At 61.1% G+C, this 17694-nt stretch carries 14 protein-coding genes, 1 tRNA gene and 2 pseudogenes; 9 read left to right on the top strand and 8 right to left on the bottom strand.

From position 1 onward, the window contains the following. Window positions 1-206 precede the first annotated feature (206 nt). The gene (gene dnaB / locus AC5RTB_RS09705; protein ID WP_490890965.1) at window positions 207-1583 is read left to right on the top strand and encodes a replicative DNA helicase; all 1377 of its coding nucleotides are present in this window, start codon (window positions 207-209) and stop codon (window positions 1581-1583) included. Between the two features lie 15 nt (window positions 1584-1598). Here dnaB and AC5RTB_RS09700 read toward each other — a convergent pair whose 3' ends face one another. Then, entirely contained in the window at window positions 1599-2168 is a 570-nt protein-coding gene (locus tag AC5RTB_RS09700; RefSeq protein ID WP_494060870.1) for an MOSC domain-containing protein, read from the bottom strand. 96 nt (window positions 2169-2264) lie between these two features. Here AC5RTB_RS09700 and AC5RTB_RS09695 point away from each other — a divergent pair, with 96 nt between their 5' ends. Continuing rightward, a complete protein-coding gene (locus AC5RTB_RS09695; protein ID WP_494060869.1) occupies window positions 2265-3479 on the top strand; it encodes a CHAD domain-containing protein in 1215 nt (404 codons plus the stop codon). Between the two features lie 5 nt (window positions 3480-3484). On the opposite strand, the gene AC5RTB_RS09690 is transcribed toward AC5RTB_RS09695, so the two are convergent. Further along, window positions 3485-3772, bottom strand: a complete 288-nt coding sequence (locus tag AC5RTB_RS09690) for a MoaD/ThiS family protein (RefSeq protein WP_494060868.1) — start codon at window positions 3770-3772, stop codon at window positions 3485-3487. Next, window positions 3769-4878 carry a WD40/YVTN/BNR-like repeat-containing protein gene (locus AC5RTB_RS09685; RefSeq protein ID WP_494060867.1) on the bottom strand — a complete coding sequence of 370 codons (1110 nt, stop codon included), beginning with the start codon at window positions 4876-4878 and terminating at the stop codon, window positions 3769-3771. Before AC5RTB_RS09685 ends, AC5RTB_RS09690 begins: the two co-directional genes overlap by 4 nt. Before the next feature lie 188 nt (window positions 4879-5066). Between AC5RTB_RS09685 and AC5RTB_RS09680 the strand changes: the two genes are divergently transcribed. Next, window positions 5067-6017: a DUF4031 domain-containing protein gene (locus AC5RTB_RS09680; protein ID WP_494060866.1), complete on the top strand. Its 951-nt coding sequence runs from the start codon at window positions 5067-5069 to the stop codon at window positions 6015-6017. Window positions 6018-6150: 133 nt separating this feature from the next. Here AC5RTB_RS09680 and AC5RTB_RS09675 read toward each other — a convergent pair whose 3' ends face one another. From AC5RTB_RS09675 to AC5RTB_RS09655, 5 genes and pseudogenes are all read right to left on the bottom strand, one after another. Then, entirely contained in the window at window positions 6151-7536 is a 1386-nt protein-coding gene (locus tag AC5RTB_RS09675) for an ATP-binding protein (protein ID WP_494060865.1), read from the bottom strand. After that, the gene (locus AC5RTB_RS09670; RefSeq protein WP_494060864.1) at window positions 7536-9191 is read right to left on the bottom strand and encodes an FAD-dependent oxidoreductase; all 1656 of its coding nucleotides are present in this window, start codon (window positions 9189-9191) and stop codon (window positions 7536-7538) included. The genes AC5RTB_RS09675 and AC5RTB_RS09670 overlap by 1 nt, the downstream gene beginning before the upstream one ends. Before the next feature lie 427 nt (window positions 9192-9618). Next, window positions 9619-10097, bottom strand: a pseudogene (locus AC5RTB_RS09665) (DUF8453 domain-containing protein). 199 nt (window positions 10098-10296) lie between these two features. Continuing rightward, on the bottom strand, window positions 10297-10545 hold the full coding sequence (locus tag AC5RTB_RS09660) for a PD-(D/E)XK nuclease domain-containing protein (protein ID WP_494060863.1): 249 nt from the start codon (window positions 10543-10545) through the stop codon (window positions 10297-10299). 302 nt (window positions 10546-10847) lie between these two features. Then, window positions 10848-11150 (bottom strand): hypothetical protein, encoded by a 303-nt coding sequence (locus AC5RTB_RS09655; protein WP_494060862.1) that lies wholly within the window; start codon window positions 11148-11150, stop codon window positions 10848-10850. A gap of 276 nt (window positions 11151-11426) precedes the next feature. Between AC5RTB_RS09655 and AC5RTB_RS09650 the strand changes: the two genes are divergently transcribed. The 6 genes and pseudogenes from AC5RTB_RS09650 to AC5RTB_RS09625 all read left to right on the top strand — a co-directional run. After that, window positions 11427-12188 (top strand): potassium channel family protein, encoded by a 762-nt coding sequence (locus tag AC5RTB_RS09650; protein WP_494060861.1) that lies wholly within the window; start codon window positions 11427-11429, stop codon window positions 12186-12188. A 286-nt stretch (window positions 12189-12474) separates the two neighbouring features. Then, a tRNA-Met gene (locus tag AC5RTB_RS09645) sits at window positions 12475-12548 on the top strand. 165 nt (window positions 12549-12713) lie between these two features. After that, window positions 12714-12908 carry a hypothetical protein gene (locus AC5RTB_RS09640; RefSeq protein WP_494060860.1) on the top strand — a complete coding sequence of 65 codons (195 nt, stop codon included), beginning with the start codon at window positions 12714-12716 and terminating at the stop codon, window positions 12906-12908. A 1209-nt stretch (window positions 12909-14117) separates the two neighbouring features. Further along, window positions 14118-14294: a CsbD family protein gene (locus AC5RTB_RS09635; RefSeq protein WP_494060859.1), complete on the top strand. Its 177-nt coding sequence runs from the start codon at window positions 14118-14120 to the stop codon at window positions 14292-14294. A gap of 1160 nt (window positions 14295-15454) precedes the next feature. Beyond that, on the top strand, window positions 15455-16666 hold the full coding sequence (locus tag AC5RTB_RS09630; protein WP_494060858.1) for an AI-2E family transporter: 1212 nt from the start codon (window positions 15455-15457) through the stop codon (window positions 16664-16666). A 591-nt stretch (window positions 16667-17257) separates the two neighbouring features. Further along, window positions 17258-17694: pseudogene (locus AC5RTB_RS09625) on the top strand (hypothetical protein); the annotation flags it as partial.

The following is a 17694-nucleotide window of genomic DNA, read 5'->3' as shown; positions in this document are numbered from 1 at the left end:
CACCAAGTTATACACACTTATGCACACCCCCTGTGGATAACTCGCTTGGCAGGACGCCGGATGGGCACTACGGTTGCGGGGTATCCCATACCGCGAAGACTGTCGGTGGCGGCTGGTACCTATGGTTATTCAGCTCGGGTCCACCGCCTGCCTTAGGGCAACCGGTGTAGGGATTCGGGGAAATTTCGGGAAGGAAGGCCGCACCAGTGTCTTTGGCTCATGCGGATTCATCAGCAGACACGCGCTCGCCTGAGTTCTCTCGCACGCCTCCCCAGGATCTGGTCGCAGAACAGTCCGTCCTCGGCGGGATGATGCTGTCCAAGGACGCCATTGCAGACTGCGTAGAGGTGTTGCGGGGTGTGGATTTCTACCGCCCCGCCCACGAGAGCATCTACGAGTCCATCATCGATCTCTACGGCCGCGGCGAGCCCGCTGACGCCGTCACCGTATCGGATGAGCTCACCAAGCGCGGAGAGATCTCCCGCATCGGCGGCCCCGCCTACCTCCACACACTGATCCAGTCCGTGCCCACCGCAGCGAATGCGGGCTTCTATGCGGAGATCGTTCGGGAACGGGCCGTCCTGCGCCGCCTCGTGGACGCCGGTACCAAGATCGTCCAGCTCGGGTACTCCAACGACGGTGAGGTCGATGACATTGTCAACGCGGCGCAGGCTGAGGTTTATGCCGTTGCCGAACGTCGTACTGCCGAAGACTATGTGCCTCTGAAGGACATCATTGAGGGCACGGTCGATGAGATCGAGTCCGCGGGTCATCGCGGTGAGGGGATGACCGGGGTGCCCACGGGGTTCTATGAATTCGACGAACTCACGCAGGGTCTGCATGGCGGCCAGATGATCGTCATTGCAGCCCGTCCGGCAATGGGTAAGTCCACGTTCGCACTGGACTGGGCTCGCTCAGCGGCCATCAAGCACAACATGACCACCGTGTTCTTCTCCCTGGAGATGGGCCGGAATGAGATCGCTATGCGACTCCTGTCCGCGGAAGCCACCATTGGGCTGCAGGACCTGCGTAAGGGCACCGTGAAGGACGAGCAGTGGGGCAAGATCGCCACCACGATGGGCCGTATGAATGACGCCCCGCTGTTTATCGACGACAGCCCCAACATGTCGCTCATGGAGATCCGCGCGAAGTGCCGCCGCCTGAAACAGCGGCACGATCTAAAGCTCGTTGTCCTCGACTACCTGCAGCTGATGTCGTCCGGAAAGCGCGTCGAATCCCGGCAGCAGGAAGTCTCGGAGTTCTCGCGAGCACTGAAGCTCCTGGCCAAGGAACTGAACGTTCCTGTTGTTGCTCTGTCACAGCTCAATCGTGGTTCCGAGCAGCGCACAGACAAGCGGCCCATGGTCTCTGACCTGCGAGAATCCGGGTCCATCGAGCAGGATGCCGACATGGTCATCCTGCTTCACCGCGACGATGTGTATGACAAGGAGTCCCCGCGGGCCGGCGAGGCCGATGTCATCGTTGCCAAGCACCGTAACGGTCCCACCAAGACCCTCGTGGTCGGCTTCCAGGGCCATTACTCGCGCTTCAACAACATGGCAGCTGACACCGGCGGTTTCTAGATCTGCGTCAGTGTTTCAGGGCAGTCTGCTGGGCCTCAGTCGATGGGGTACACCGGCCTGTGCCGGATCGAGTTCCACGGGGCTCACCAGCACCGCCGGGCCTCGGTGCAGCACACCGGAAGAGACCGGCTGACACCGTACGCCGCCACGTCCGCGCATTGCCGCGTGCGCCCCTGGAGCGAGCATTCGGTCCATCCATGCACACGGGTGCGCCGGCCTGCCGCCCTGCAGTGTCACGTGGCCCCCACCGGTTTCGAGCGTGAACTCCTCACCGACCAGCGGGGGCAGGTGTGCGCCTCTCAGGATCACGTTGCGCCGTGTCAGCATCGGATCAAAGGCTCCTGAGCCCAACTCCGCCGCGATCGACTCCAACGCTTCGACCGCGAATACGGTCACTGCGGCGTCCAAGTGCGCGGCCTTGCCGAAGAACCGGTCCCCAACGATGCCCTTGCCTGCCACAACTTCAGCTTGCTCGGCGTCCGTCGTCGTAACGTCTGCCGCGCCGTCACGTGCCCGGCCGAAGTAGGCGTGCTGCGGGGACACGAGCAGGTGCAGAATCTCGACGTCGTACCGGAAGACAGGCATGTACTCAAAGCTAATGGTTCCCTTCCGTGAGGTGCAGCCGCGCACCCCGTACCCGTCACGACGACGAATCCTGCCATACCGGAGGATGATGGACCCATGAGTGCCGAAGTTCCGGGGCAAAGCCACGCAGGAACAACCTACGACACCGCCCGGTCAGCGCTGCGTCGAAGGTCGGTAGAGCTCGTCAGAACTGGGCAGGGCGCCGACGTGCGCTGGATCGTGAAGCTCCCGCTTGCCGGGAACCACCATGAGCAGGTCTTTAACGGACTGAAATCGCGCCCCTTGGACCTTCCGGTTGCCCTGCGGCGTCACCTTGCCGGTCTCGCTGGGGAAGCCACGCTCGAACCTCAGCAGGAGAACAAGGCCGACGCTAACCGCAACGCCGATTCCGACGACGGCGGTCGCCGGACCGATCCCGGGGATGGAGCCGCAGCACTCACCGCGATGTTCCGGCAACTCTCGGATCAGCTTCTGCTGGGCGATTTCGCCGTGCGGCTGGACCTTCCCGACGCCGTACACCAACTGCGCGTGACCTGCCGATCCTTCCGGGCCGTGCTGACGGCGGCGGCTCCATTCCTCGAGGTCAATCAAAGAAAGGACCTCGATCTGCGGCTGAGGGACCTTGCGAGACGGTGCAGCGCCGCCCGTGACGCCGAGGTCACCGCCGAGCTTCTGCCCGCTGGCGTTGAACTGCTCGGAGACGCCGTGCAGCCCGCTGCACTCGAGCTGTTGCAGAAGCGCGCACGCGGGCAGTTCACAGCTGCTTCACGCGTGGTCAGGCGGCATCTGCAGCGCAACGAGCATCTGCAACTTCTGGCGGATATCCAGGCATTCGCTTACGACCCTCCCCTGACAGACGCAGTCCACGGCCGGTCCTCCCGCCAGCTCGCCAACCGGCTGCTTCGTCGCAGTCTTCGCAAGCTGGAGAGGATTGCGGCACGGTCCCCGGAGGCGCAGGACGCGGCCGCAGGCGAAGAGGCAGCGTTCCACCGCGCCCATGACGTTCGCAAGGCGGTGAAACGCGTCCGCTACGTCTCGTCGGTGTTGGACACCGCGGAGATCCGGCCGCGGAAGAATCTTCGCCGGGCCGCCAAGGACGCCAAGAGATACCAGCGCGAACTGGGCGAGATCATCGATTCGGCAGTGCTGCACGAATGGCTGTCGCGAACAGCGGTGGAGCTGGAAAAAGAAGCAGACCGCTACGACATCGGTCTTCTGCAGGGCGTCGCGATGACCAGGCTCAGGGATGGGATTCGTCGCTCCAGAGTACTGATCGACGAACTTCTCGCCCTGCTGGCGGACGACGCGTGACCCTCCTAGCCGCCCGCCAGCGACTGGATGATCATCACCTCGGATCCGGGTTCAACAGGTGTGGAAAGACCGTCGGCCCGACGCACATCCTCGCCGTCCACGTAGATATTCACATATCGGCGCAGCGCCCCGGTTTCGTCACGTATCCGGCGCGCGAAGATGGGCCTCCCATCCGCCAGTGTGTCCAGGACCCATGACACCGGCGCCGGAGCCTCCAGGGCGACCTCGACGGAGGACCGGTCCTCCACGAACGGCCGCAGCAGCGTTGGAATAAGGACCGTGACCGGGCTCATGGCGAGGCAACGGGCTCGCTGGAACCCACGACGACGGCGGCACGGACGCAGAGTACGTCCGGAAGGTGCGCTGCCACTTCAGTAAAAGTTTCCCCTTCGTCTGCACTGGCGTAGACGGAACCGCCGCGGGTCCCGAAATAGACGCCGACGGGCTCTGCCGTGTCCACACCGGCAGCATCGCGCAGCACGGCGTTGTATTCGCTGTCCGGCAGTCCGTTGTCCAGGCGCGACCAGGTGGCACCGGCGTCGTCCGTGCGGTGAACGGCGAGGCGCGCGTCCGGGGGAATTCGCTCGCCGTCAGCCTTCAGCGGGATGACCCAGGCGGTGCCGCCGCGGCGGGGATGGGAAAGCATGACGAAACCGAAGTCAGCCGGCAGTCCGTCAGCGATCGACTCCCACGTCTCGGCGCCGTCGTCCGACCGGTACACGCCGTGGTGGTTCTGGGCGTAGAGGCGCTGCGGGTTCTCGGAATCGCGGGCGATTTTGTGGACGCACTGGCCGAACTCGGGGTTGGGGTCGGGCATGAAGTACGCCGAGATGCCCTTGTTGCGGGGCTCCCAGGACTGGCCGCCGTCAGTGGAGCGGTAGACGCCGCCGGTGCTCATGGCCACATGGACCGTGTCATCGACCGGGCTGGGAGTGACGGTGTGAGCGGCCGCGCCGCCGAATCCGGCACCCCACTCGGAGCGGTGGGGGTGATCCCATAGCCCACGGTTGAGCTCGAAGTGCTGGCCGCCGTCGGTCGATTTCCACACCGAAATCGGTTCGCATCCGGCCCACACGACGCCGGGCCGATCCTCAGAGTCCGGCTGCAGCTGCCAGATCCGGCCGAGGGCGGTCTCGTCGGATTCGTCGAACTTGATGGCGCCCTGCTCGGGTTCGGACCAGGTGGCGCCGAGGTCGTCGGAGTAGACGACCGTGGGACCCCAGTGCCAGTCCATCATGCCCACGAGGATCCGGGTCCGCCCGCCGCGGGTGTCTATTCCGATGCTGGGGATCTCCGACATGAGGTGGTGGGGCTGCGACAGGGTCCAGTTCTGCCGGTCAGTGCTGGTTGCAAGCCACAGGCCCTTTTTTGTGCCGATGGCAAGGAGGGTGGTTTCCATGGGTACTCGATTCGCGAAGTGGCGTACGCGGTCGCCGTGGATGCATTTCCCAGGAACGGCACCGCATGTAGACACCGTAAACAATGGCACAGGGACCTTCGGCTGTACAGGGGTTTTCGCCGGTAAACGTTTCGGATCCTGTTACGCCGGCGCTCGCCACGGAACCACCGGTCGGTACGCTTAGTCCCATGGCCGTGTACATTGATCCTCCGCTCTGGCCCGCGCACGGCACGCTTTTCTCGCACCTCATCTCGGATACCTCACTCGACGAGCTGCACACGTTCGCGGCCGGCGCCGGCATCCCGGAACGCGCTTTCGATGTGGACCACTACGACGTTCCTGCCCGACGGTACCGCCAGCTCGTCGGGCTCGGGGCACACGAGGTCGACGGCGGCACGCTGGTCCGCGTCCTGATCGCGAGCGGCTTGCGGGTGCCTGCCCGGCGAAGACCTGACCGTCTCCGCCGCTGCCTCCTGACGCGGTGGGAGCAGACCCTGCCCGGTGCCTCCCGGTTGGGTGCGGAGCTTCTGGACCGCTGGTCAGAACCACATCGCCGCTATCACACCCCCGGGCACCTGCTCGATGTGCTCGAGGCATTGGACCTCCTTTTCAACGACAACGACGACGCCGAGACCCGCCTGCATGTCCGGCTCGCCGCTTGGTTCCACGACGCTGTGTACGCCGGTGAGGCAGGGGCGGACGAGGAAGCCTCAGCTGCACTGGCCGAGTCCTCGCTGAAGCGCCATATCGCGCGTCCAGCCGAGGTGCGACGGCTGGTATCGCTGACCGCTTCGCATGCTCCCGAATACAGTGACCGGGCCGGGGAGCTCCTGTGCGACGCTGATCTGGCCGTCTTGGGCCGGGCTGCGGGCGGGTATCGCCGTTATGTTGAAGCCGTACGCGAGGAGTACGCTCACGTACCTGATGACGACTTCACACGCGGGAGGGCCGCCGTCGTCAACAGTTTGTTGAGTCTGGATCCGCTCTATCGCACAGTGGAGGGCCGGCGTCTATGGGCTTCGAACGCTCAACGGAACCTGGAAGCGGAGGCGGCTACGCTGCGGTGTGCGGAGGCAACGTACAGCGATAACGGCGTGTACCGGGCCACCTCCCATCAGGGGGAGCCGCTTCAATCCTGAAGGGTCCATCTCGTTGACTCCCGCACAGGTTCTACTCAGCGCGGGCGGCCCGCCCAACTTCCGGTACCTGCTGTACAAGGACGTGAACCGGCAGTTCAAACTGACCTGACGCCGGCGCGGCTGCCATCAGGTATCAAGACTGGAGGAGCGGCAGCTGCACCCGGAACACCGTCCTGCCCGGTTCGGATTCGACGTCGATTGTTCCGCCGTGCCGTTCGACGACAATTCGTCGGGCGATGTCCAGGCCCAGACCGGTCCCTTTGCCGACGTCCTTGGTTGTATAGAAGGCCTCGAAAGCACGCTTGGCTACTGGTGGAGCAAGTCCGGGACCGGTGTCACCGATTTCGACCGTCACCCCGGTTCCGTTCCACAGGGTGGCTACGCGCAGGGTGCCGACTCCTTCCATCGCGTCCACTGCGTTGTCGATGAGGTTGGTCCACACCTGGTTCAGCTCGCCCGGGTATGCGTCGATGGCGGGTAAGTTATCGGTGTACTCGCGCACAACCTCTACCCCATCACGGAGCTTGTGCCCGAGCATGACCAGCGTACTTTCGAGGCCTTCGACCACGTCGATATTCTGGCGGGAGCCCCTGTCCATCTGCGAGTAAGACTTGACCGCCGAGACGAGCTCCGAGACCCGCCGTGTGGATTCCCTTACTTCTGAGAGCAGCTTTTCCATGGACAGGGTAGCGGCTACCCATTCCAGCGCTGGCTCCAGGGCCGGCCCATCGAACAATGATTCAGCGCGCTTGCACCACTCCAGGTCCACCCCGGCAGCGGCGAGCGTGGGGCCGATAACCCAGTCATGTTCCACGCTTCGCTCAGAGAGCCATTCGATCAGGAGGTCTTCCTGATCGGCGAGTGTCAGCGCATCCGGAACGACCGCAGTCGTCGTGATTTCTGCGCGGAGGGTTTCCAGGGCTGTGAACTGGGACGGAGTGATGCCGATGCGGGTCAGGCTGCCCACGGATGCAAGCACCATGCGGGATGCATCCTCCAGGGCCTCCACCGCCCGGGTTGCTGCCGCGGCCGGATTGTTGATCTCATGGGCGAGTCCGGCTGACAGCGTGCCGAGCGTTGCCAGCGCTTCACGCTGCCGGATGGTTGATTCGACCCGGCGCACCGTCCCGTACAAGCCCTCGATGAAGTGCACCGCGAAGGGGAACCACTCACCGAAGAGCACCCGCAGGGCACTGGCTGGGACTCGGAGGACCCGGCCAGCCTCGCTCCCTCGACCGGTGGCAAGGTAGACGCTGCTTTCATCCCAAGCGCGGAACCCTCCAGCCCAACGGCCAGGCACATCCATCTTCCCGACGACGGTGTCCTCACGTCCGACATGACGAAGCAGCTCAAGGGCGCCGTCAACCAGTACCCACCAGCAATCTGCAGGTTCACCCTCGTTCCACAGGATGACGCCGGGTTCGATCGCGACCTCCGTACCCACTTCGACGAGTTCGGAAAGTTGTTGGTCACTGAGACCCTTGAAGAGGCTGATCCCTCGCAGCTCGTGCGCGTGCATCAGATGGTCACCAGGTAGCGGTGGACAAGATAAACGGCCATCGCGCCTTCTCCGACTGCCGATGCCACCCGCTTCATTGAATCCAGCCGGACATCACCGGCGGCAAAGACACCGGGCACGCTCGTCTCCAACGCGAATGGCCCGCGCGCCAGGGGCCAGCGCTGAGGGTAGGCCGGATTGAGCAGGTCGTGCCCTGTGACCACGAATCCCTTCTCGTCTCGAACGATGTCATCGCCAAGCCAGGTCGTACGCGGAGAGGCCCCGATGAAGATGAAAAGCCAACTCGAAGCCACTTCCTGAGTGCGCCCGGTATCCCTGTCGGCGATCACAAGTGATTCAAGATGACCGTCTCCGTCAACCGCCACGACCTCGCTACGGTAGCGGACCTCGATGGCAGGAGAGGAAGAGATGCGCTCGATGAGGTAACGGGACATCGTCGCGTCAAGTGTCCCGGATCGAACCACGAGCACTACCCGTTTCGCATGTTGCGCCAGATTCAGCGCTGCCTGCCCTGCCGAGTTCGCGGCTCCGACAACATATACGTCGTCGCCCTCACACTGGCTGGCATCGCTTGCGTTCGCGCCGTAGTAGACACCCCGACCAGTGAGCGGTTCGATCCCTTCAGCGTCAAGCCGTCGGTAGGACACTCCGGTAGCTACGATGAGGGCCCGTGCCTCTATGTCCGTTGAACCGAACAGCACGGCCCGCACCGGGCCTCGGGACTCGAAGCCCACAGCATCGTTCGCGAGAACCACTTCCGCGCCGAATCGCGAGACCTGCGCCATGGCACGCTGAGTGAGATCTGAGCCGCTCAAACCCTTCGGGAACCCCAGATAGTTCTCGATGGCCGCGCTCTGGCCGGCCTGACCGCCCGGCGCTTCACGTTCGACGATTACGGTACTGAGCCCCTCAGACGCTGCGTAGACCGCTGCGGCCATACCGGCGGGTCCGCCTCCCACGATGCAGACGTCGTAGAGCGGGCGCTGGGCAACGGTGCGTAGACCCAGGGCAGAGGCCAGATCAAGGGTCGACGGGGATGAGAGCACTGATCCATCCGGCAGGAGCACCAGGGGCATATCCGCCGGGCCGGCGCCGGCAAGTTCCAGCAGGCGGGCGGCCTCCGCGTCCCTTTCGATGTCGTGCCAGCGGTAGGGCACGTAGTTGCGGGCCAGGAAGGTTTTGATCTCGTGGCTACGGTCTGACCACCGGGCGCCGACTACCCGCACGTCGGATGTGTGGTCGGGATTAGCCCGCCGCCAGTCATCGAGGAGGTCATCCACTACCGGATACAACCGTTCCGTCGGCGGGTCCCATGGCTTGAGCAGGTAATGGTCGAGCCCGATATCGTTGATCGCCTTGATGGCCACATCAGTGTCTGCATAGGCAGTGAGAAGGAGTAGCTTCGCCCCTGGAGCGTGTGGTCGTGCGCGCTCCATCAGTTCGATCCCCGTCATCTGGGGCATTCTCTGATCCGCCGCGATCAGCGCCACCGCTTGATCACGAAGCGCCAGTTTGGCCAGTATCTCCATGGCTTCAGCCCCAGACGTTGCCCGGAGAATCCTGAATTCCGGCCCATATCTATTGCGAAGGTCGCGGGCAACCGCCGCGGAAACCTGAGGGTCGTCATCGACCGTCAGGATGTTCGGCTTTGTCATGACCGGAGGTCCCTGATTACTGCCATGTGACACGACCCATCTGCTCAGGAGACCTAGCGTGAAGCCTATCTAGAGCGGTGTTGCGAGTCCATGGCTCCGCATACTATTCGGGAGCTGCCTTCAAGGTTTATGCGGTCTGTTTTCGAACCGGCCGTAGAACTCAACCAGACTCCTCCGCTACTTCGCCCGCGCGTTCTCAAGGCAATTCGCGAGATGGTCGATGAAGGGCTATGGAGCAATCAACCGGCCTGGCGTATTTTGTGACGGTCCTTCATCTGGGTAGGTGGAGTCAGGCGCAGCCCATCAGTGCACCGAAGCGCGCGTACGCTGTCCGTGTGTCGACATAACGGTCCGTTATCGGCGTTTAGGGGATTGCACTATTGTTGGGACCCAGCCCGGGTGCCTGCCACGCGATGTTTTCGCATCGTTAGCCCAATTTCTTGCTCAGTTCCTTCAGGTTCTTGGCAACCTCTTTCAGCGTCCCCGCGTCGCCTACGGCTGCACTCTTCATGTCTGCATAGTCGAGTGTGTAGGTCGCAGGCTGAACCTCTCCAAAGGGTCCTTCGAAGGTAACTGTGACTTCGTGCCTCGTCAGGGTCTTCTCTTTAAAGATGTCAACGTGAGTGCCTAGACTCCATCGCATCTCCCGTCCAGGAGGGATGGAGGCGAATCCGTTGAAACCAGGCAGCTCCATAAGTTCAAGATCAGTGAAGTTGCCTGCTCGGCTGATGGGCCTGTCGAAGGCAACACGTACGTTTCGCGCAACCGTTGGCCCTTCATTTTTGATGACTAGGTCGACAAGCCAATTCGAGACGGGTCCATCCGATAATCGACCCATACATAGGGCTGCTGCTGGTCGCGATGTACCCGCTCCTGAAGCTCAGTCTGACGTTGTGCGAGACTCATTTGTTTCCCCGTGAAAACGAGCGCCACCACAGCGATCAGCGCTGATATAGGCGCTATCCAGTCCAAAAAAGTTCATACTTTCCCCCTAATGGCGTGCCCTTGATGGCACCGCGCCTACCTCGATGCCGTGTAGCGAGCCTAAATCTCTTGGTCACCTAGACAAGCAAGCGGGCGCAATCCCACCTCGTAAATCGTCGTGCTACGAGATGACACAGAAGAAGGAGATGCCTGATGCAGTCGTTTGCGTAAGATTCCGTTCGATGCTGCGCGGGTTCTGTAGGCGTCTGCCAGGGTCGTAGACATAAGCAACAATGGCTTTACACTCAGGATGAGCAGGGTAGCGGCCAGCATCAATTAGGAGCTCTTCGCCTAGCTTTCGTGAGCTCATGCTTTCTCGGGTCATCTTTGTCTCCACGATCACTCCAACCTCGGGTAAAACAAAGTCCACCCTTTAGTTCGCGCCGCCTCGCGAGGGAGTGTAGTCCTCTGGTCGAACATCATCGAAGAGTGTCCGTAGCAACGCTTCGACGAGGACCTGCAACTCCCGCTCGTCCTTTAGCGCTTCACCAATAGGCCAATCTGGTCGGCGCTGCTGGAGGACATGAATGAAGTCCGGTAACCGTCTCAGCACATTGGCCAGATCTGCTGCTACGAACGCAGCCGGCGATTCATCAGGTTCGGCGTCGGCTAGCAGGCTCCGTTGTCGCTCTAGTCGGGCTCGTACATTGCTGAACGGGTATTGCCAGCACCCTAGAGGAAAGGATCCATCGTCTGCTTTGATCGCTGATTTTTTTGAGGATCGCCAAGGAAGCGATTGATCCCGGGGTTGACCATGCTCCCGTCCCGCTGCTCGTCAAACTTCTTCCGTGCATCCGGAGGCAGAACGCGGCTTGCTCGGCTATGCCAGGAGCGGTAGTCGGCCTGAACCCGGCCAATGTCATGGGTCTGCGTGTCTTCATCTCCTTGAAGGGCAGACGTTCGCTCTTCGAGATCTTCTGACTCATTGCTTAACTGAGCAATTGCTGAAGCTCTAGGTGCAGGGATATTGGCCATAAGAAGAGACTAAGACACCACTGCCGAGAGAGGCGCGTTGTGCTGGGGTACAGCCCTGGACGGCCCACCTGTGCCTGAAGGCGAGGACAAAAGACCTTCGCGGGTTGTGCCTGGAACGGCCACAATCGCTTCCCAACTCACAGCGATCTATTCGAGTGGTTGATCTCAGGCGCTGATCAGCCTGAGATCAACGAGAAGGAAGCCCAAGGCCGAATTAATCTCGGCAGTGCGCGCATCGCGACCTTGGCAAGCCGAGTACCCCAATAGGATGCACCCATGACTCAAGAAGCGTGGCGTAACCGCACCGAATGGCCACTGGCAGGGGCTGCGGTGCTATTCCTGATCCTCTACTCGGTCCAGGTAATCGGACAGCCAAAAGACCATACTGCGTCATCCATCGCCACGCTCATGTGGATTATTTGGGGGGTGTTCTTGGTCGACTATATCGTCATGCTGTTCCTCGCGGCGAACCGGCGGAGGTGGTCCATCCGGAACATTCACGAGCTGATGATCGTTGCCCTGCCCATGCTCCGACCACTTCGTCTGCTTCGGTTGCTGACGCTGCTGCGCGTCCTGCACCGGGTCGGCGGACACGCGCTCCGCGGACGCCTGGTGACCTACGTCGGAGCCTCGGCTGCCATCCTCTCCTATGCCGCCGCGCTGGCTGTCCTGGATGTCGAACGGAACGCCTCCGATGCGAACATCACCACGATTGGTGATGCCCTATGGTGGGCGATGACGACCATAACGACTGTCGGCTACGGCGACCATTACCCGGTCACAGGTGCTGGCCGGCTCATCGCCACGGCTCTGATGATCGGCGGCATCGCGGTACTCGGTGTCGTGACGGCGACCCTAGCGTCCTGGCTGATCGAAAGCGTCACCGCTGAGACGGAAGCTGAGATGGAGAGCGAAAACGCCCTCCATGTTGAATTGGCTGAGATCAAAGAGCAACTGCAACTCCTCAACGAGCACCCATCCAACGCGAACCTGGCCCCCGAGGCGAGGCTGAGCACCCATCCATCCGAGCTCCCCTGAAGCTTCGATACGTGGTGCAGATAAGTTCCAACAACCTGCAATTCGGAGAGAGTGTCGCATTAGGGCACAGCCCAACGCCACATGCCGTAGAGATACTGGTTAGCGCTAGAAGAACACTGTCTGGGATGCCGAGAGCTGGCTTCAACGAGCAGGTGGTGCAGGGCGGGGGACACCCTCGTCGTTACCGAACTCGACTGGTTCTGCGGGAAACATCCCGAACACTTTAGATCCCAGGGTTTCCCTGATTGGTGCATTCATCCTGAGGTAAGTAAGGTCGTTCGTGCGCCGCGGGGTGGAGCAGTTCGGTAGCTCGCTGGGCTCATAACCCAGAGGTCGCAAGTTCAAATCTTGCCCCCGCAACGAAGAAAGGGTCTCTGACTAGGCATTATGCCTAGCAGGGACCTTAGCATTGAACGGGTCGCGGCGGTCATCCACCGTTTACCCACCGAAATCGTTTGAATGCTCGATTGTCAGTGGGAGGTGATCTACTATCAGAACACTCAATGGGGAAAGGAGAGCATCGCAATGGCCTCTACCATCACGAGATCCAAGAAGACGTTAGAAGCCGATCGCGAGCGCGTGCTGCGCGGGGTCGGAATGAGTCTTAGCGAATTCCGGGCGGCCGTTCGTAGCCGATCGCTCACAGCAGCCGAATGGGCAGCGCGGGAAGAACTTGAAGAAATTGAGTTCCTTCTCGGGGACGCAGCGCTTGACGACTGAGGCGGTATCATCTGAAGAGATGTCTCGAAGCTTCGCGGATGAAGTTCAGGTGCTGCTTGACGCTACTCTCCCAGGGGATCGCCGCATTGTGTCAGTCAAGGCTGGCGACGCCGATCGGTACGTAGTTCGTCCAGAGAATCGCCAAATCGATTTGTTCGTCGGTGGAGAGTCTGGCGTACTTGTCTGTGGCCCTATACCAAGAGCTCGATAGATCAGGATACTTCCTGAAGACGTCCAAGTCAGATTTTCGGATCTATTCGATCTTGGATGGCAACCCGTTGATGCGCCTCGAGTTTGCCGCCGATTTGCACACTGCACCGATTTGTCATTGGCAGATTCACGCAGAGCGGGGTGCCATCGCATCTCCTAGCTAGAGCGCACGCCATTCGGCCTGCAGCGGTGGCTAACCCACACATGCTGAGTTCGTTGCACTTCCCCGTCGGAGGGGAGAGATTCCGGCCCGGGCTAGAGGATGTCCTTGAGTTCCTGATCGCTGATTGCGGAGTGGACTCGGTAGGAGGTTGGAAAACGGCGCTGAAGGCGGGGCGAGAACGGTGGCGCAGGCGACAGCTGCGATCGGCCGTCAGAGACGACCCCTACGAGGCCGCATCCGTTCTCAGCCGGTTAGGTTGGGAGCTCACGGGGCCGGCTGAGTGCATACCACCCCGGTTGGAGCCCTTTCAGAAGTGGTAAATGAAGTACAGTTAGCCCTCCCAAAGGCTTCTGAACCTCGCCACGTTCCATTGCGTCCATGCGGGCAACTGTTGCCTTCCACTTGTCCTCCCCACCCCAGTGAGGAACGGGTATTCAGACGATGCGCCGCGCATCGGCAGGCCTTTGCGCGACGACCTCGGCTTGTTTAGTGCCTAGAACCTCAGTCGGACCATCAGCCACTGGAATTAGGCTGTGCACGGCCACGAATCGCTCGAGGTGAAATTCCCCAGTGTTGGTGACGTGGTGGGTGTGCAGTGGTCAGCTGGTTCCTGCTGTCCAGGTGTGTGCGGGACAAGCAGAGAAGCGCGGGGGAGCTTGTGCCGTGCACGGGGCGGCAGGAGGCGGGACACTCGTCGAATCGGGGGGCAGAATGGAAACTTCCGGCCCGGCTGGTCAAATGCGAACGGATGCATTGCTTCTTCATCTGTGTTTAACTGAATTCATCGGTTCATCGCCGAATGCACCACCAATGAAGTCGACCGTAGGGAGAACATCATGGGTCTGGACGACAAGATCGGGAACAACGCCGAGAAGCTTGGCGGCAAAGGCAAGGAAGCAACCGGGAACGCTACCGGCGACGAAGACCTGAAAGCCGAAGGCAAGGGTGATCAGGCCAAGGGTGACATCAAACAGGCCGGCGAAAAGGTCAAGGACGCCTTCAAGAAGGACTGAAACGGCGGCTCGGCCCCAATTCAATGGGATGGAAGTTGGGTAGAACCAGGCGGAGGTGGCGTCCTGGACCTCTTCGACGAGCCTTTCGATGATGTCTTAGAGGAAGAACATGCGGGTCCATGACATCCTCGGCTGTAGGTGACCGGTGGTCGGAGAAGTTTCCGCCGCCCGCATCTGTGTGATGCTCGTGGCTGCTGCACTATCGCGCCGACCTGTGGCGGCAGACTCCCGCTGCCTGTGGTTCCGACGGGCTAACTACTATGCCTATCCTGCTTGTATGGAACCTGGTGACGAGCTGTCAGTGACTCTGCCCGTCGCGGACTGGGTGTTGATCGACGGCACGCTGGACAAGGTCGCGGCTTTTTCTACGATTACCGATCCGTCCTTGGCAGAGCGGGTAGCCCCCATCCGTCGAGCAGGGTGGGGTCAGATAGGGATCAGATAGCGGGCTCGACCATTGCAGCAGGCAGCATTGAAGGCTGACCGCCCGAGGACAGGCACTGCACGGTGAGGATCGCCCCTTCCCTATGGTGAGAACTTGCGCATGAAGCACTCACCGCGGCGGCGCCACTGATCGGGCGCTCTCCGAGGGTGAAAGGCTGCCGCAGGAGCAGCGCGACGTGCACGCCCAGATAGCGTCTCGGTCCCTCAAGATCGCCTCAGATCTGCGCCACGCAATGCGGGGCGATGAGGGTCAGCTGTAGGACGACCGGCCTGCATCATTCTGGTCATGACGATTCCAACGGGCTTCAGATCGGCCCGGCACCGCCGCGTCCATAGTGACGACGCTGACCTTTATCGTCGGCAGTAAGTTTCACGTCCTTCTCGCTGATTCCGCGCCCTAACACCGCTCGCACCCCTCTTCGTTCCGCGTTGCCGGTTTGGAAGAGGGCACAAGGTTCCATCGGCCAGTGGAATTCCGCTTCACCGAGGCCACTTAGGGTTGATGTGAGAACAGGCAGAGCAAATAGTGGTTGACTATGTCCTAATGTTTCTCAGCCCCCAGTGACTGGTGATTCGACCCAGACGTAGGGTCATACCTTCAACTAGTGGAAACCTTCTAGCGGCGACAAATAGCGTTCCGTGCCCCTGCCAACGGCTGTATTGAAGCCGGTGTCCTCCGGGAGGTTTGGCGGACCCTCACCAGCGAAGGATTTCTCATGACCGACAAGCAGGGACTCACCGGAGACACCCACGAAGGTGAGAGCGGCGCGACAGCTTCGCGTGCCATGATGCAACGCATCCGCAGCGGCGCGCTGCTCTCGGCCCTCACGGTTACGACGTCGATCCTCGGGCGCGTCCTGGTTGTCGCTATCGCGGTTATGGGCCTTTTTTATCTCCTGTCGGCGCTGTGGGTGATCGTCCTTCCGCTGATCTTGGCCCTTCTCCTGTCTTCCATCTTGTGGCCCATCAATGGGGTTTTACGCCGGTTCTTGCCGGCGGCAGCCGCCGCAACGACTACAGTCGTGGGCCTGCTGATCGCCACGGTCGGAGTGGGATGGACCGCAGCAGTTGTCTCGGTGGATGGCGTGCGGGACCTTTCGAGCCGGGCCGTGGACAACGTTCGGAGTCTCGGCGACTTCGCGGGTTCGCTGCCTTTCGCCGTCCCCGATGTCGATGAACTCCTTACATCGGCACTCAACTGGTTGCAGGAGAATATCGGTGAGGTCCTAACCAGAGTATCTTCCGGCCTCGGAACGGTCGGCTCCATCACCATCACAACACTGCTGACTCTGGTTCTCACGTTCTTCTGCCTCAAAGATGGTGACCGGTTCTCTGGGTGGCTGCTGCGCTGGACGACCGGCACGGTCTTTATACACATTGGCGAAGTATCAATGAGGAGCTGGAGAACCCTCTCTGCCTACGTTTCATCACAGGCTGCCGTAGCACTAGTGGACGCCGTTCTCATCGGCACTGGCCTTTGGATTCTCGGAGTTCCATTAGCTCTGCCGTTGGCGGTCCTGATCTTTTTCGGCGGGTTCCTACCGGTTGTCGGCGCAGTTGTGACCGGGTTCCTCGCCGTATTCGTCGCGCTCTTATCCGACGGCTGGGTCACCGCGCTGATCGTCCTCGTGATCGTCCTACTCGTCCAGCAACTCGAAAGCAATGTCCTACAGCCAATTTTGGTCGGTAAGTCCCTCAAGATTCACCCAGCCGTCGTCCTCACGGGCGTAACTGCGGGCGGGTCCCTCTTCGGCGTCGTCGGGGCATTCCTTTCTACGCCGGTCATCGCCGTCGCGATGACCGCCTTCCAGTACTCTAGGGAACAGATGCTCGAACCTGCCTCGACACCCCACACAGATGCCGGTGAAGAGCTTATACGGACCGAAACCGAAGCCACTGACGCCGGCCAAGGACGACACTCCACCTGATGTTGAGGCGGAAGATATGGCTCTTGACCAGAGTCGTCTCCGTAAGGAGTGTCAGCGCTGAGCTGCGTACATCGAAGTTGGCACGCGAAGAGCCGCTTCCCGTTGGCTCCCCCCTCCCTCCAGCCTAGGATCGAATGGTTAGCTAACTATCAGCGAGGGCCCGCGGCCGGTGTCGGCGGATTGCTCACCGAGTATGCGCTACGGGTTCTGCGTGTTAGGAAGCACGCGAGAATGAGATTGCCCGTGCGCATGCAGGTCAGCGCAAATCAGTTTTCGAGGGAAGCGATCAACTAATCAGTGAGGTCGAATCCTCCGCCAGTAGTACGCTGTCCCGATGCGCCGGTCAGATTACACGGGTGGAGGTAAACCTCGTCGATGAGAACGCGGACAAGTCCCGCGAGAGGATGAACGTTCCACCATGGGGGCGCGGATAGCTGGCTTACGGCGGAGGGCGAACATGTTGTCCAGCCTTCGCACCAGCAAGTTGGGCAAACTCGATAGACGCAGAGAGGACCAGCCGTTGGGAGGACCTGGGCACTCTGATCCGCTCACCGAAAGCGACCCAAACTCGCTCTACGAAAGGACCCCGAGTTGTTCACGCAAACCAACCTGACCCGACTGATGAACATCAAATCAACTCATGCGGTATCGATTTTCATGCCGACGCATGTCAAAGGGAAAGCGGTACGGCAGGATCCCATCCGACTGAAAAACCTTCTGGCCGGCGCCCGGTCGAAACTCATTGATGCTGGCGTTCCTGAAGCAGATGCCGAAGCGATTCTTGAGCCTGCAACAGCCCTGACGGAAGACCGAGAGTACTGGCAGCACCAGAGTGCCGGATTGGCTCTCTTTATTGATGAGAATCAAATGACTGAACATAAGGTTCCACTCAGTCTGGATGAACTCGTCGTTGTTGGAGAGAGATTCCATATTCGGCCTCTGCTGCCAATGCTGACCGCAGACGGTCATTTCTCCATCCTGACAGTGACAGCCGATGAAGCTCGTCTCTTCAGCGCGTCCCGTCATGA

It is taken from the genome of Arthrobacter sp. M71 S08 (assembly GCF_059089725.1).
The sequence above is the reverse complement of the archived record's forward strand: the minus strand, read 5'-3'. Positions and strand labels throughout refer to the sequence as shown.